Annotated in this window: 13 protein-coding genes; 8 read left to right on the forward strand and 5 right to left on the reverse strand. The window is 66.1% G+C overall.

Annotated features, from left to right (window positions below; all coding sequences use genetic code 11):
- Positions 1–31: 31 nt before the first annotated feature.
- From guaB to NDB2M1_RS11015, 3 genes are all read left to right on the forward strand, one after another.
- Positions 32–1,489 carry an IMP dehydrogenase gene (gene guaB / locus NDB2M1_RS11005; protein WP_054121029.1) on the forward strand — a complete coding sequence of 486 codons (1,458 nt, stop codon included), beginning with the start codon at positions 32–34 and terminating at the stop codon, positions 1,487–1,489.
- A gap of 9 nt (positions 1,490–1,498) precedes the next feature.
- Positions 1,499–2,680, forward strand: coding sequence for an RsmB/NOP family class I SAM-dependent RNA methyltransferase (locus NDB2M1_RS11010; RefSeq protein ID WP_072382228.1), 1,182 nt, complete (start codon positions 1,499–1,501; stop codon positions 2,678–2,680).
- A gap of 65 nt (positions 2,681–2,745) precedes the next feature.
- Positions 2,746–3,252: a tetratricopeptide repeat protein gene (locus tag NDB2M1_RS11015; RefSeq protein WP_143146723.1), complete on the forward strand. Its 507-nt coding sequence runs from the start codon at positions 2,746–2,748 to the stop codon at positions 3,250–3,252.
- 4 nt (positions 3,253–3,256) lie between these two features.
- On the opposite strand, the gene NDB2M1_RS11020 is transcribed toward NDB2M1_RS11015, so the two are convergent.
- Both NDB2M1_RS11020 and NDB2M1_RS11025 read right to left on the reverse strand, forming a co-directional pair.
- Positions 3,257–3,742: an RNA pyrophosphohydrolase gene (locus tag NDB2M1_RS11020; protein WP_072382230.1), complete on the reverse strand. Its 486-nt coding sequence runs from the start codon at positions 3,740–3,742 to the stop codon at positions 3,257–3,259.
- On the reverse strand, positions 3,742–4,695 hold the full coding sequence (locus NDB2M1_RS11025) for an alpha/beta hydrolase (RefSeq protein WP_083554807.1): 954 nt from the start codon (positions 4,693–4,695) through the stop codon (positions 3,742–3,744). Before NDB2M1_RS11025 ends, NDB2M1_RS11020 begins: the two co-directional genes overlap by 1 nt.
- 234 nt (positions 4,696–4,929) lie before the next feature.
- Between NDB2M1_RS11025 and NDB2M1_RS11030 the strand changes: the two genes are divergently transcribed.
- The 3 genes from NDB2M1_RS11030 to NDB2M1_RS11040 are packed head-to-tail and all read left to right on the forward strand — an operon-like array spanning position 4,930 to position 9,267.
- A complete protein-coding gene (locus tag NDB2M1_RS11030) occupies positions 4,930–6,819 on the forward strand; it encodes a 2-oxoacid:acceptor oxidoreductase subunit alpha (protein ID WP_072382234.1) in 1,890 nt (629 codons plus the stop codon).
- 13 nt (positions 6,820–6,832) lie between these two features.
- A complete protein-coding gene (locus NDB2M1_RS11035) occupies positions 6,833–7,846 on the forward strand; it encodes a 2-oxoacid:ferredoxin oxidoreductase subunit beta (RefSeq protein ID WP_072382642.1) in 1,014 nt (337 codons plus the stop codon).
- A gap of 56 nt (positions 7,847–7,902) precedes the next feature.
- Positions 7,903–9,267, forward strand: a complete 1,365-nt coding sequence (locus tag NDB2M1_RS11040; RefSeq protein ID WP_072382236.1) for a cryptochrome/photolyase family protein — start codon at positions 7,903–7,905, stop codon at positions 9,265–9,267.
- 138 nt (positions 9,268–9,405) lie between these two features.
- Here NDB2M1_RS11040 and NDB2M1_RS11045 read toward each other — a convergent pair whose 3' ends face one another.
- The 3 genes from NDB2M1_RS11045 to purF form a co-directional block, all read right to left on the reverse strand.
- The gene (locus NDB2M1_RS11045; RefSeq protein ID WP_054121035.1) at positions 9,406–9,768 is read right to left on the reverse strand and encodes a PilZ domain-containing protein; all 363 of its coding nucleotides are present in this window, start codon (positions 9,766–9,768) and stop codon (positions 9,406–9,408) included.
- 69 nt (positions 9,769–9,837) lie between these two features.
- Positions 9,838–10,584: an SDR family NAD(P)-dependent oxidoreductase gene (locus NDB2M1_RS11050; protein ID WP_072382238.1), complete on the reverse strand. Its 747-nt coding sequence runs from the start codon at positions 10,582–10,584 to the stop codon at positions 9,838–9,840.
- Entirely contained in the window at positions 10,581–12,071 is a 1,491-nt protein-coding gene (gene purF / locus NDB2M1_RS11055) for an amidophosphoribosyltransferase (RefSeq protein ID WP_072382240.1), read from the reverse strand. The genes NDB2M1_RS11050 and purF overlap by 4 nt, the downstream gene beginning before the upstream one ends.
- A gap of 185 nt (positions 12,072–12,256) precedes the next feature.
- On the opposite strand from purF, the gene NDB2M1_RS11060 reads away from it, so the two are divergent.
- Both NDB2M1_RS11060 and NDB2M1_RS11065 read left to right on the forward strand, forming a co-directional pair.
- The gene (locus NDB2M1_RS11060) at positions 12,257–13,498 is read left to right on the forward strand and encodes a lipoprotein-releasing ABC transporter permease subunit (RefSeq protein WP_072382242.1); all 1,242 of its coding nucleotides are present in this window, start codon (positions 12,257–12,259) and stop codon (positions 13,496–13,498) included.
- Positions 13,491–14,165, forward strand: coding sequence for an ABC transporter ATP-binding protein (locus tag NDB2M1_RS11065; RefSeq protein WP_072382244.1), 675 nt, complete (start codon positions 13,491–13,493; stop codon positions 14,163–14,165). The genes NDB2M1_RS11060 and NDB2M1_RS11065 overlap by 8 nt, the downstream gene beginning before the upstream one ends.
- The last annotated feature ends 50 nt before the right edge of the window (positions 14,166–14,215 follow it).

Genomic DNA, 14,215 nt, shown 5'->3' on the forward strand with positions numbered 1-14,215 from the left:
GATTCTCCCCCAACGGCAAGTGGCGCACCCCATGGATATCCCTCTCGGCCTTACCTTCGACGACGTCCTGCTGCGTCCCGGCGCATCGGACATGGTGCCGACGCAGGCGGATACGCGCACCCGGCTGACCAGCTCGATCACGCTCAACATCCCGGTCATCTCGGCCGCGATGGACACGGTGACCGAAGCGGACATGGCCATCGTCATGGCGCAGCTCGGCGGTATCGGCGTGCTCCACCGCAACCTGACGGTCGAGCAGCAGGCCGCGGCTGTCCGCGCGGTCAAGCGCTTCGAGAGCGGCATGGTGGTCAACCCGATCACCGTGACGCCCGATGCGACGCTGGGCGACGCGCAGGCGATCATGCGCGCCAACAAGATCAGCGGCATCCCCGTGGTCGAAGCGAGCGGCAAGCTCGTCGGCATCCTCACCAACCGCGACGTGCGCTTTGCCGACAATCCCGCGCAGCCCGTGCACGAGCTGATGACGCGCGAGAACCTTGCGACGGTAAAGCTCGGCACCTCGGGCGATGAAGCGCGCCGCCTGCTCCACCAGCGCCGGATCGAGAAGCTGCTGGTGGTCGACGATGCCTTCCGCTGCATTGGCCTGATCACGGTGAAAGATATCGAGAAGGCTGTGACCTATCCGGATGCGACCAAGGATGCGGGCGGACGCCTGCGCGTAGCTGCTGCGACCACGGTGGGCGAGAAGGGCATGGAGCGCACGCGCGCGCTGGTCGACGCGGAATGCGACGTGATCATCATCGACACCGCGCACGGCCACAACCGCGATGTCGCCCGCGCGGTCGAGGCGGTCAAGGCCATGTCTAACACAGTGCAGGTGATCGCTGGCAATGTCGCCACCGCGGAAGCCACCCGCGCGTTGATCGACGCGGGGGCGGACGGCGTGAAGATCGGCATCGGGCCGGGTTCGATCTGCACCACGCGTATTGTCGCCGGTGTCGGCGTGCCGCAGCTGACGGCAGTGCTCGAATGCGCGGCGGAAGCGGCGAAGTCCGGTGTGCCGGTGATCGCTGACGGCGGCCTGCGCACCTCGGGTGACGCGGCCAAGGCGCTGGCGGCTGGCGCAAGCACGATCATGGTCGGCTCGATGCTCGCGGGTACCGAGGAAGCGCCGGGCGAGACGTTCCTCTATCAGGGCCGCGCCTACAAGTCGTACCGCGGCATGGGCTCGGTCGGCGCGATGGCGCGCGGTTCGGCGGACCGCTATTTCCAGCAGGACATCAAGGATTCGATGAAGCTGGTGCCTGAAGGCATCGAAGGTCAGGTGCCCTACAAGGGTCCGGCCAAGGACGTTGTCCACCAGCTCGTCGGCGGCATCAAGGCGGCGATGGGCTATACCGGCAGCCCGACGCTCGAGGCCCTGCGCGAGAATGCGCAGTTCGTGCGGATCACCAATGCGGGTCTGCGCGAGAGTCATGTCCATGACGTTGCCATCACCCGCGAGGCGCCGAACTATCCCTCGCGCTGAGGCAAGATCGTGACTCCCGCCGCGCGGGTGCAATCCGCGATTGAGGTGCTCGACGCGGTGATTGCGGCTGCCCGGCGCGAAGGCGCGTCGGCAGAACGCGTCGCCGCCGAATGGCTCAAGGCGCGCCGCTTCATCGGATCCAAGGACCGGCGCGCGATTCGCGATCTGGCGTGGAGCGCCATTCGGCTTTGCGGTGAAGTGCCCGAGAATGGACGCGCTGCCATGCTGGCGGTGGCCAAGAATGACCCCGCGGTTGCATCGCTGTTCGACGGCTCGCGTTATGGGCCCGAGCCGATCCGGAGCGACGAACCCGCCGCCGCTACCGGCTTCGCACCGGCCTGGCTGGAGGAGGGGCTCGCCGCATCTGGTATCACCCGCGAACAAGCCGCCGCCCTGCTCGGTCGCGCCCCGCTCGACCTGCGCGCAAACCGCCTGAAGACGACCCGAGACCGGCTCGCCATGACCCTGCCTGTCGCCACTGAACGGACACAGGCGCCGGACGCCCTGCGCCTTCCCGGCGGCACCCCGGTCGAGAGATGGCCCGAGTTCGCTGACGGACTGTTCGAAGTGCAGGATACCGGCAGCCAGCTGACCTGCAACGCACTTGAGGTTCGTCCCGGCGAAGCGGTGGTCGATCTCTGCGCCGGGGCTGGGGGCAAGACGCTCGCGCTCGCCGCAGCGCTGCAGGGGGAGGGACAGCTACTCGCCTGCGACATTGACCGTCCGCGCCTCTCGCGCCTTGCCCCCCGCGCCGAGCGGGCCGGGGCGAAGGTCGAGACACGCCTGCTCGACCCCGGCCGCGAGGCGGAGGCGCTGGTGGACTGGAAAGCCAAGGCCGATGCGGTGATGGTCGACGCGCCGTGTTCGGGCACCGGCACATGGCGGCGCGGGCCTGAAGCGCGATGGCGGCTCACGCCTGCGGGATTGGCGCGCTATGCACAGATGCAGGCCCATGTGCTGCGGATTGGTGCCGACCTCGTCCGTCCCGGCGGGCGCCTGACTTATGTCGTCTGCTCGCTGCTCGACGCCGAAGGACCCGATGTGGTCGCCGCCTTTCTCGCGCGTAACCCGGACTGGCGCGCTGCCGAACAGCTGGTCGGTGCGGGAACCCCGCGCGGTGCTGGCCTCAGGCTTACCCCTTGGGACGATTCGACCGATGGGTTTTTCTTCGCAACACTGCACCGGCTATGATACGCAAGGCAATCATGGACGCCGGGGGACCACGCGCGCCGCATGGCCGGCTCTGGGAGTATTTGATGCGCTACATGCCTTTGGGGGTTGCCTTGTCTCTTCTCGTGCTGGTCACGGGAAGCGCCGGAACGGCCGGCGTCTCGCTGCCGAACGACCCCCGCGCAAAGGCTCTCGTCGAATCCGGACGTGAATTGCTTGGGCGCGGCGATATCGACGGCGCGACGGACAGTTTCGAAGCTGCGCTCGCTGTCGATCCGGGCAATCCCGCGACCTATCTCGCGCTGGGCGATGCCGCCCGCGCTGCCGGCATGCAGGGCAAGGCGATCCACTACTACCGCGAAGCGCTGGAGCGCGATCCCAACAACCTCGCCGCGCTCGCCGGTGAAGGTGGCGCGATGGCCGAGAAGGGCGCGCTCGAAAAGGCCAAGGGCAACCTGGCGCGGCTCGAAGGCCTGTGCGGACGCAATTGCCCCGAGGCGCAGAACCTTGCGGGCGTGATCGCCAAGGGCCCGGTTGCCCGCGTGGTCTCCGCCGATGCCGTCAAGCCCGAGCCGAAGGTTGAGGCGAACTGAGCGCTCAGATCAGCGCGCGGAATTCCTCGACGACCTGCCGGTAGACGCGCCTCTTGAACGGCACGATCAGATCCGGCAACTGCTCCGGCTCGACCCAGCGCCATGCCAGGAACTCCGGATGTGAATGCGCATCGAGGCGGATCTGCTCGTCGGCCCCGTTGAAGCGCACCAGCAGCCACTTCTGCCGCTGGCCTCGATAACGGCCGCCCCACAGCTTCCCGATCAAATTGTCCGGCAGGTCGTAAAGGTATTCCTCGCGGCTTTCGGCAAGGATGGTGACGAGGTCGGCCGTGACGCCGGTTTCTTCCTCAAGCTCGCGCAGTGCGGCGGGGTGAAGGTCCTCGCCGTCGTCGATCCCGCCTTGCGGCATCTGCCAGGCGTCCCCCTCCTTGCTGTCGATGCGCTGGCCGACGAAGACACGGCCCTCGCCATTGACGAGCATGACGCCGACGCAAGGGCGGTAGGGAAGCCCGGCAGGATCCTTGCTCATCAGGCGCGGTCCAGCAGCAGGCGGACGGCGGCGAAAATGCGCTGCATGTCACTATTGGCGCTGGGGAAGGCCTTGCGCAGCTGGGCGAAAGCATGGGTCGTGCCCTTCATCTCGAGGAACACGACTTCGGCGCCCGCGCGGATCAGCTCGGCGCCATAGACGCGCCCGCTGTCGCGGATCGGATCAAGGCTGGCGGTGACGAGCACGGTCGGCGGCGTATCGGCATGGTTGCCATAGATCGGATAGGCGCGCGGATTGCCGAGCTCGGCTTTGTAGGCGTCGGAGAACCAGGCCATTGTCTCGGCGGTCAGCACGAAGCCGTCGGCGAACTGGAAGAACGAGGCGTGGTCGGGCTTGTCGTCGCTCAGCGGATAGATCGGCACCTGCAGCACGACCGGCACGTTGGCGGGCTTTTCGGCAAGCGCCTGCGTGATGACGATGGTGAGGTTGCCGCCCGCCGAGTCGCCCATCGGGATCAGGCCGGTGATCTGGCGGCCGAGCGCTTCGGGGCTGGTCGCAACCCAGCGCGTGGCGGCTTCGCAATCATCCGGCGCGGCGGGGAAGGGGTTCTCCGGCGCAAGGCGATAGTGCACCGCGATCACCGGCAGATCGAGCTCCGCCGCGATTTCGGTGCAGAGCGAATGGTGGCTGTCGAGATCGCCGATGACGAAGCCGCCGCCGTGGAAGAACATCACCGCCGGGCCGGGCTCTCGCTCCGCGCGCGCATCGTAGAAACGCAGCGGAATGTCGCCCGCCGGCCCGGGGCAGGTGAGGTCCTTGATCACCGCCAGTTCGCGCGGTTCAGCCTCTGCGAGCACGCCCATCTGCACATAGTTGGCCCGCGCGCCCTCAGGGCCGAGCTCGGCCATCGAGGGGCCGGGGACCGAGGCCATGAAGTCGAGAAAGGCCTTCACATCGGGCCGGACATAGGGGCTGCTGGCAGTGTCGGACATCGGCTTCCTCATCCTTGCAAGGTGTCTTCTCGTGCTGAGTCGGCGCGGGCGCCAACTGACAGCATTGTTATTTGCGGGGCTTGACGGGCGGGGGCAATCGGAATCAAGAGCAAGTGCAAGATTTGCGGTGCATCAGTTTTTCTTCTTTGCGCACCGCTAGATGAGAGCATAGGCGCTAGTTGCGCAAGAGGACGCGAGGGCCGGAACGGGGCCGCGCGGATAGCAGAGGAATCTATGGCGACAGTTCTTGAGAGCGAACCCGAAGGCCACACCGGCGGGAGCGTTGGCTCCTCTGCGCCCGACGCGGTCGTGGTGCGATTTGCGGGCGATTCGGGCGATGGCATGCAGCTCACCGGCGGCCAGTTCACGCTCTCGACGGCGCTTGCGGGCAACGACCTCGCGACATTCCCGGACTTCCCGGCCGAAATTCGCGCGCCGCAGGGCACTCTGTTCGGTGTCTCCGCTTTCCAGATCAACTTCGGTTCGACAGAGATCGACACCGCGGGTGACGCGCCCGATGTGCTCGTCGCGATGAACCCGGCTGCACTCAAGACCAATGTCGGTGCCTTGAAGCCCGGCGGCCTGATCATCGCGGACACCGGCGAGTTCAACAAGCGCAACCTCGAGAAGGCCAAATACGACGTCAGCCCGCTCGAAGATGGCAGCCTCGAGAAGTGGCAGGTGCTCGCGTTCGACATTTCGGCGCTGACGCTGGAAGCGGTGAAGCCCTTCGGCCTTGGCAACAAGGAAGCGCTGCGCTGCAAGAACATGTGGACGCTCGGCCTTGCCCTCTGGATGTTCGACCGTGACCGGCAGCCGCTGATCGACTGGCTCAAGGGCAAGTTCGCCAAGGCACCGGTGCTCGCCGATGCCAATATCGCCGCGCTCAATGCCGGGCACGCTTATGGCGAGACGGCGGAACTGGCAGGTCCGCTCAAGCAGTATCATCTTGCGCCGGTCGAGAGCGAGCCGGGCCTTTATCGTACCGTCACCGGAGCCGAGGCCGTTTCGTATGGTCTGGTTGCCGGCGCGCAGCTTGCGGGTCTCGACCTGTTCTTCGGCGGCTATCCGATCACCCCGGCCTCGGCGATCCTGCACAACCTTGCGCGACTCAAGGAGTTCGGCGTCACGACCTTCCAGGCGGAAGACGAGATTGCCGCGATTGCCGCCGCCATCGGCGCCTCGTTCGGCGGGCAGCTGGGCGTGACGTCGTCGTCCGGACCCGGCATCGCGCTCAAGGGTGAGGCGATGGGCCTTGCGATCATGACCGAGCTGCCGCTCGTCATCGTCAACTCGCAGCGCGGTGGCCCCTCGACCGGCCTACCCACCAAGACCGAGCAGTCGGATCTCTATCAGGCGGTCTATGGCCGCAACGGCGATGCGCCGATGCCGGTCATCGCCGCGCGCAGCCCCTCCGATGCCTTCGAGTGCGCGATCGAGGCCTGCCGCCTCGCGGTGCAGTACATGACCCCGGTCATGCTGCTGACCGATGGCTACATCGCCAACGCTGCCGAGCCTTGGAAAGTGCCTGATCCCAAGGGCTTCGAGCCGTTTCCGGTCAAGTTCCTCGAAGAGCCGAATGGTCCGGACGGTGCGGTTCTGCCCTATGCACGCGACGCGAAGGGCGCACGGCCGTGGATCAAGCCGGGCACGCCCGGTCTCATGCACCGCATCGGCGGCATCGAGAAGAACCCCGGCACCGGCAATATCGATTATGCGCCCGCCAGCCATCAGGCGATGACCAACGCGCGCAAGGACAAGGTCGACGGCATCGCCGCCGGCATTCCGCCGCAGGAGGTAACCCTCGGCGATGCCGGTGGCAAGCTCGCGCTCGTCGGCTGGGGCTCGACATATGGCCCGATCCACCAGGCCGTCAGGCGCGCCCGCCGCAAGGGTCTGGATGTCAGCCACATCCATGTGCGCCATGTCTGGCCGCTGCCGGAAAACCTCGGAAAGATTCTCAAGAGCTATGACCAAGTGCTTGTTCCGGAAATGAACACTGGACAGTTAAAGACCGTGCTGCGCGACCAGTATCTGGTCGATGCCAAGCCGCTCAACAAGACGAGCGGGCAGCCGTTCACCATTGCCGAAATCGAAGCTGCGATTGCCGCAGCGCTGGCCTGAGGGAAGCGAAGCCATGAACGACATGACCCCCATCCAGACCAGCCTCAAGGACTGGGAAACCGATCAGGAAGTGCGCTGGTGCCCCGGCTGCGGCGACTACGCGATCCTCAAGGCGGTGCAGCGCACGCTGCCGGAAATCGGCGCGGACCCGGCCAAGACCGTGTTCATCTCAGGGATAGGCTGCTCGAGCCGGTTCCCCTATTACGTCGAAAGCTACGGCTTCCACACCATCCACGGCCGCGCCCCTGCTTTTGCGACGGGCTTGAAGCTTGCCAATCCGGAGCTCGATGTCTGGCTGGTGACGGGTGACGGCGATGGCATGTCGATCGGCGGCAATCACACGATGCATGTGCTGCGCCGCAATCTAAACACGCAGATCCTGCTGTTCAACAACGAGATCTACGGCCTCACCAAGGGCCAGTATTCGCCGACGAGCCGCACCGGCACCGTCTCGCCGACCACGCCGCTTGGTTCGGTGGACCGTCCGGCCAGCCCCTGCGCCTTTGCGCTGGGCGCGGGCGGGCGGTTCATTGCGCGGGCCTATGACGTCAGCAAGGAACTGCCCGCGGTGCTCAAGGCTGCTCACGCCCACCAGGGCGCGGCTTTCGTCGAGATCTTCCAGAACTGCATCGTCTACAACAAGGACGTCTTCGCCGATTTCACCGAGAAGGCGAACGCCGCGACCGGCCAGCTCTGGCTGACCCACGGCGAGCCGATGCTGTTCAACAAGGGCACCAAGGGCATCGCGCTCGACGCCGAGACGCTGAGCCTCAAGGTTGTCGATGTGGTCGATGGCGACTGGCAGGCGGCGGGTGTGCGCGTCCACGACGTCAAGAACCGCGCGCTGGCGCATCTGCTCGTCGAGATGCCGTTCGGCCCGTTCCCGATGGCGCTTGGCGTGATCTACGACGATCCGCGCCCGACCTTCGAGGCGGCGGTGATCGAGGAACGCGCGCGCGCGTCGGCGGGCAAGACAGCGAACCTCGCGGCCCTGCTGAGCAAGGGCCAGACCTGGACGGTCGAGTAACGCTTCCCTTGGGGGAGAGTGGGCGGGGTCGGCGGCCTGTGCAATAGGCTGCTGCCATGTCCACGCCCTCCATTGTCTGGCTCCGCCGCGATCTGCGCCTTGCCGATCAGGCCGCCTTTGCCGCCGCTGCCGCCGCGGGGCCGGTGATCCCGGTCTATGTGCTTGATGATGAAACGCCCAAGCACCGCCGCATGGGGGCCGCCTCGCGCTGGTGGCTGCATCACAGCCTTGCCAGCCTCGATGCCGATCTGCGCAAGCTGGGTTCCCGGCTGATCCTGCGGCGCGGACGCTGCGAGGCGGTGCTGGCGGAACTTGCGCGCGAGACCGGCGCGACCACTGTCCACTGTCTGCGCCATTACGAGCCGTGGTGGCGCAATGCCGAGCGGGCGGTGGGCGACGTTCTCGACCTGCAACGCCATGACGGCAACTATCTCGCCCCGCCGGGGTCGGTGACGACCGGTAGCGGCGGTCCGTATAAGATCTACAGTCCGTTCTGGCGCGCGCTCGAAGCCCGCATGCCGCCCGCGGCCCCGCTGCCGGCGCCTGAGCGGCTGCCTGCGCCCGAAACATGGCCTGCTTCGGATGCGCCGGCAGATTGGGACCTCCTGCCGACCAAGCCGGACTGGGCTGGTGGCATGCGGGCCGAGTGGACCCCTGGCGAGGCAGGAGCGGCCGAGCGGCTCGAAGCCTTCCTCCCGCGCGCTCGCGTCTATTCCGAGCGCCGCAATCTACCCTCGGTTCCCGGCACTTCGCGCCTCTCGCCGCACCTGCATTTCGGCGAGATCTCGCCTGCAACGCTGTGGCACGCAGCCGCGGAGCGCGGCGGTTCGGTCAACACCTTCCTCGGCGAGCTGGGCTGGCGGGACTACGCGCAGAACGTGATCCTGGAGATGCCGGACTACGGCGGGAAGCCCGCGCGCGAGGCCTTTGCCGACTTCCCCTGGCGCGACGACCCTGAAGGTCTCAAGGCATGGCAGCAGGGCCGCACCGGCTATCCCATCGTCGATGCCGGCATGCGCGAGCTCTGGGCGACGGGCTGGATGCACAACCGCGTGCGCATGATCGCGGCGAGCTTCCTTATCAAGCACCTGCTGATCGACTGGCGCGAGGGCGAGCGATGGTTCTGGGATACCTTGGTCGACGCCGATTACGGATCGAACGCGGTCAACTGGCAGTGGAGCGCGGGGACAGGCGTCGACAGCAACATGTTCGTGCGGATCATGGCGCCGCTCACGCAGAGCCCGAAGTTCGATGCGGCGGCCTACATCCGCCGGTGGGTGCCCGAGCTTGCCCATCTGGATGACACGCGCATCCATGATCCCGATGTCCGCCCGCGTGCCTATCCGCCGCGGATCGTCGGCCATGCCGAAGCCCGCGCCCGCGCGCTGGCGGCCTATGCGGACTGGAATGAACGCGGTTGAGCACGCAATCGCAGCTCACGGTGCCGACAGGGTGGCGCCCCGGTGGTCCTGCACGGCATTACGTAACGCGCCTCAAGGCGACTTGAGGTTTGTTGAAAACATTAAGGAAAAATTTACCACGCCATGCCGCCGAGATCGTCAGGCGACGGGACGGTAGACTCCATCGCCGCGATAGCGCTGAAGGATGTTGTCGTGGACAATCGGGCTGAGCAGATTGGCGAAAGCGCAGCCGACCTGACCGCGCAGCCACCACACGACTTCAGCCTGCTGCGCCTCAAGACCGGGCAGCGTGAGCCAGCACATCGAACCAACGTGCATGCGGTTCAGCGCTGTCGCCGAGAACCCGCCAAGCGAGAGATCGTGCACCACGGTGTGGAAAGCCTTCGATCCTGAGACGCGCAGGCTCGCCGGAATGTTGACCTTGCTGCGCGGCGCGCAGCGGTCTTCCTGCGTAGCCTGGAAATAGGCCTCGTTCGCGTAAGGATCCCAGTCCTGATGCATGGCGGTTGTCCTGAGCCGAGTCGACATCCCCCGCACGGGACATCGTCACCGGACTATCGCCAGACGCGCTTAACCGTTTGCTAGGACTTGTGGTTCGCGGGGCTGGTTAACCGAAAGGCGCGCCGGGCTGGCAAACGATTCACCAAGCAGACCCACGATGTAGTCGCCAACCACTTCCGGCTTCTTAACGCTGGCGGGGTCTTCGCCCGGGTAGGCCTTGGCGCGCATCGCTGTGCGCGTCGCGCCGGGATCGAGGATCGCGACACGGATGGCCGAGATGTTGCGCACTTCCTGCGCATAGGCATCGAGCATGTTCTCGAACGCCGCCTTGGTCGCGCCATAAGCGCCCCAATAGGCACGCGGCGCCGAGCCGACGCTGGAGGTGACGCCGATCACGCGGGCGTCCTTGCTCTTCTTGAGCATGGGATCGAAGCCCGCGATCAGCGACTGGGTCGCCAGCACGTTGAGCGTCATCGCGCGGCTGAGGTCCTTGGGTTCGATCTGCCAGACCGGGGTCAGTGTGGGCAGCACCGCCGCGTTGATGACCAGAATGTCGAGCGCATCCCAGCGCCGTCCAATGGCGGCGGCGAGGCGGGCAATGCCATCGGGTTCGGCAAGATCCACCGGCGCGATCGTGGCGTTGCCGCCTGCTTCGTAGATCGCCTGCTCGACGGCTTCGAGGTCCTTGCCTGCGCGGGCGGTGAGGATGACGTGCGCGCCCGCCGCGGCGAGTGCCTTGGCCGTCGCTGCACCGATGCCGCGGCTCGCGCCGGTGACCAGCGCGAGCTGGCCGGAGAGGGGGCCTGCGATGCTCATGCAACCTTCCCGACCGGAAGCGGCAGCTGGTCGGCGCCGTCACGACCGACGAGATCGGTCAGGCGCGTCGGGTATTCGCCGGTGAAGCAGGCATCGCAATATTGCGGGCAGGCCTTGTTGCGGCTCGCTTCGCCCACCGCGCGGTAAAGGCCATCGATCGAGATGAAGGCAAGGCTGTCGGCGTGGATGAACTTGGCCATCGCCTCGACATCCATCGTCGCCGCCAGCAGCTTGGAGCGCTCGGGCGTATCGACGCCGTAGAAGCACGAGTGCTCGGTGGGCGGGCTGGCAACCCTGAAGTGCACTTCACGTGCGCCGGCATCGCGCATCATCTGCACGATCTTCATCGAAGTGGTGCCGCGCACGATGGAGTCGTCGATCAGCACAATGCGCTTGCCCGAAACGAGCGCGCGGTTCGCGTTGTGCTTGCGCTTCACGTCGGCATGGCGCGCGCCGTCGGAGGGCTGGATGAAGGTGCGCCCGACATAGTGCGAGCGGATGATACCGAGCTCGAACGGAATGCCCGAGGCCTGCGCGTAGCCGAGTGCGGCGGGGACGCCGCTGTCGGGCACCGGGATGACGAGATCGGCCTCGACTTCGCCTTCGCGCGCGAGTTCTGCACCGATCGCCTTGCGCACTTCATAGACCGAACGGCCGCCCATCAGCGAATCCGGGCGGCTGAAGTAGACATGCTCGAAAATGCAGGGGCGGGGGCTGGGATGGCCGAACGGGCGGTGGCAGCGGATTTCGCCGTCGAAGCCCACCTGGATCATCTCGCCCGGCTCGACCTCGCGCACGAAGTCCGCGCCGATCACGTCGAGCGCCACGGTCTCGCTGGCGAAGACCACCGCATCGCCCAGCTTGCCCATCACGAGCGGACGGATGCCGAGCGGATCGCGGCAGGCGATCATGCCTTCGTTGGTGAGGCAGATCAGCGAGTAGGCGCCTTCGACCAGCCGCAGCGCATCGATGAAGCGGTCGAGCAGAGTGGGGTAGCGGCTCGTTGCGACGAGGTGGATGATCACCTCGGTGTCCGAGGTCGACTGGAAGATCGCACCCTTGGCTACAAGGTCGCGCTTCAGCGTCATCGCGTTCGAGATGTTGCCGTTGTGCGCGATGGCAAAGCCGCCGGTGGCGAGATCGGCAAACAGCGGCTGCACATTGCGCAGGCCCGAACCGCCGGTCGTCGAATAGCGGACATGGCCGGCCGCCATCGTGCCGGGCAATTCGGCAATGGCCTGACCGCTCGAAAAGTTCTGCGCGACATGGCCGAGCCCGCGGCGCGAGTAGAATTCCTGCCCGTCGAAGCTGGTTATGCCGACGGCTTCCTGACCGCGGTGCTGCAACGCATGGAGGCCAAGCGCTGCAATCGCAGCCGCATCGCGCGCGCCAAGCACGCCGAAAATGCCGCATTCCTCGCGGAGTTTGTCGCCATTCTCGTCAAAAAAAGGATGGGCCGCGCCGCAAAGGGGATCGGTGTGGTTCATGGGCGTTCCGGATTCTGCGCTGCGGCGCCCGTACCGACGCCTTCAGCGCGCCATGTGGCGAGCTTTGGGGCGTAACGCAAGTGTCTCCAAACCGCCGTTGCGCCCAATGACAAGGCATTGGACACGGTTGCCACGCCGCGTGCATGCGCCTAGATGGCCGCACACATGCTGAAGCGAGCCCGCACTTGATCCTCTCGCCCTTCGAATGGACGATCGCCAAGCGCTATATGCTGCCGGGCCGGGGCGAAGCATTCATTGCCATGGTGGCGGGCATCAGCCTCGTCGCGGTCATGCTCGGCGTTGCCGCGCTGGTCATCGTGATGAGCGTGATGAACGGCTTCCGCGCCGAACTCCTCGACAAGATCGTCGGCCTCAACGGCCATGCGATCATCCAGGCCTATGGCGGCCGGCTCGATGACTGGCAGGATATCCTCAAGCGGGTGGAAGCCACGCCCGGCGTCACCCGCGCCAGCCCGCTGATCGAGCAGCCGCTACTTGCTACGTTCAACGGCCGGGTCGAGGCGATCCTCGTGCGCGGCAATACCAATGCCGACCTCAATCGCCTCGCCGCCAAGCGCCTCGTCGGCAGTTTCTCGGACTTGCGGCCCGGCTCGACCAATGTCGCCATCGGTTCGCGCCTTGCCGAAAGCCTCGGCGCGCAGCTAGGCGATACGATCACCATCATCAATCCGCAGGGCCGCTCGACGCCCTTCGGCACCGTACCGCGCCAGATCGGCTACAAGGTGGCCGCCATCTTCGAGATTGGCGTCTACGACTACGACAACGCCTATGTCGTGATGCCCATCGCCGACGCGCAGACGCTGCTGCTGACAGGCGACACGATCGGCATGATCGAGGTGACCACCACGAACGCCGATACCGCCGCGCAGACGCTCGCCCCGATCAAGCAGGCGCTCTTGGGCCGCGCGCAAGTCACCGACTGGAAGACGATCAATGCCAGCCTGTTCGAGGCCCTGGCGGTCGAGCGCGTGGCGATGTTCGTTGTGCTTTCGATCATCGTGCTGGTGGCAGTGTTCAACATCCTTTCGTCGCTCATCATGCTCGTTCGCGCCAAGACGCGCGATATCGCGATCCTCAGGACGATGGGAGCGACGCGGAAAAGCCTGCTCAAAGTCTTCGTGACCATCGGTTTCGTTATCGGCGCGCTGGGGACGGCGGTCGGGCTGGGGCTTGGCCTTGTGTTCCTCTACTTCCGCCAGAATGTCGTGGACGGCGTTCAGTACATCACCGGCCAGCCGCTGTGGGACCCGCAGATCCGCTTCCTTACCGAACTGCCGAGCCGCAGCGATCCGGTCGAGATCACCGTGATTTGCGGGATGGCACTCGTCCTCAGCTTCCTCGCGACGCTCTATCCCGCGCTGACGGCTGCGAGCACCGATCCCGTGCAGGTGCTGCGTTATGAGTGAGCCCTTCGTCCGTCTGGCAGGCCTCAAGCGCAGTTTCAGCCAGGGCGGCGAGACCATTGAAGTCTTGCGCGGCATCGATCTCGAGATTCGGCCCGGCGAGATCGTCGCGCTGCTCGGTCCGTCGGGCTCCGGCAAGTCGACCATGCTGCAGGCGGTGGGCCTTCTCGAAGGCGGCTTTACCGGCCAGATCGAAATTGCAGGTGTGGAAGCGAGCGCCCTTTCGGCGGATGCGCGCACAACGCTGCGGCGGGATCACCTTGGTTTTGTCTACCAGTTCCACCACCTTTTGCCCGATTTCAACGCGACTGAGAACGTCGTGTTGCCACAACTCGTCGCGGGCAAACCGGCTGCGGAAGCCAAGGCGCGGGCGGAAGAGCTGCTGACAGCCCTCGGCCTTGCGCACCGCCTGTCGCACCGGCCCAGCCAGCTGTCCGGCGGCGAACAGCAACGCGTAGCAGTGGCGCGCGCCTTGGCGAACCGTCCCGGCCTCGTGCTGGCGGATGAGCCCACAGGCAACCTTGACGAGGCCACGGCGGACAAGGTTCTGGAAGAGTTTCTCAAGCTGGTGCGGGGGGAAGGCAGCTCCGCGCTTGTCGCAACGCACAACGAGCGCCTTGCGCTGCGCATGGACCGCGTGGTGCGGCTGCACGAAGGCCTGCTCGCTTAAAGCCCTCTCCCCTTGAAGGGGGAGGGTTGGCAGGGGGAAATGCGCAACCC

Origin of the sequence: Novosphingobium sp. NDB2Meth1 (assembly GCF_900117425.1) — a bacterium.
Taxonomy (GTDB): Bacteria; Pseudomonadota; Alphaproteobacteria; order Sphingomonadales; family Sphingomonadaceae; genus Novosphingobium.

What these genes read in the sequence shown, in the direction of transcription:
- guaB (WP_054121029.1), top strand. Translation starts at nt 32, where the DNA reads ATGGATATCCCTCTCGGCCTTACCTTCGACGACGTCCTGCTGCGTCCC.
- NDB2M1_RS11015 (WP_143146723.1), top strand. Translation starts at nt 2,746, where the DNA reads ATGCGCTACATGCCTTTGGGGGTTGCCTTGTCTCTTCTCGTGCTGGTC.
- NDB2M1_RS11020 (WP_072382230.1), bottom strand. Translation starts at nt 3,742, where the DNA reads ATGAGCAAGGATCCTGCCGGGCTTCCCTACCGCCCTTGCGTCGGCGTC.
- NDB2M1_RS11025 (WP_083554807.1), bottom strand. Translation starts at nt 4,695, where the DNA reads ATGTCCGACACTGCCAGCAGCCCCTATGTCCGGCCCGATGTGAAGGCC.
- NDB2M1_RS11030 (WP_072382234.1), top strand. Translation starts at nt 4,930, where the DNA reads ATGGCGACAGTTCTTGAGAGCGAACCCGAAGGCCACACCGGCGGGAGC.
- NDB2M1_RS11035 (WP_072382642.1), top strand. Translation starts at nt 6,833, where the DNA reads ATGAACGACATGACCCCCATCCAGACCAGCCTCAAGGACTGGGAAACC.
- NDB2M1_RS11040 (WP_072382236.1), top strand. Translation starts at nt 7,903, where the DNA reads ATGTCCACGCCCTCCATTGTCTGGCTCCGCCGCGATCTGCGCCTTGCC.
- NDB2M1_RS11045 (WP_054121035.1), bottom strand. Translation starts at nt 9,768, where the DNA reads ATGCATCAGGACTGGGATCCTTACGCGAACGAGGCCTATTTCCAGGCT.
- NDB2M1_RS11050 (WP_072382238.1), bottom strand. Translation starts at nt 10,584, where the DNA reads ATGAGCATCGCAGGCCCCCTCTCCGGCCAGCTCGCGCTGGTCACCGGC.
- purF (WP_072382240.1), bottom strand. Translation starts at nt 12,071, where the DNA reads ATGAACCACACCGATCCCCTTTGCGGCGCGGCCCATCCTTTTTTTGAC.
- NDB2M1_RS11065 (WP_072382244.1), top strand. Translation starts at nt 13,491, where the DNA reads ATGAGTGAGCCCTTCGTCCGTCTGGCAGGCCTCAAGCGCAGTTTCAGC.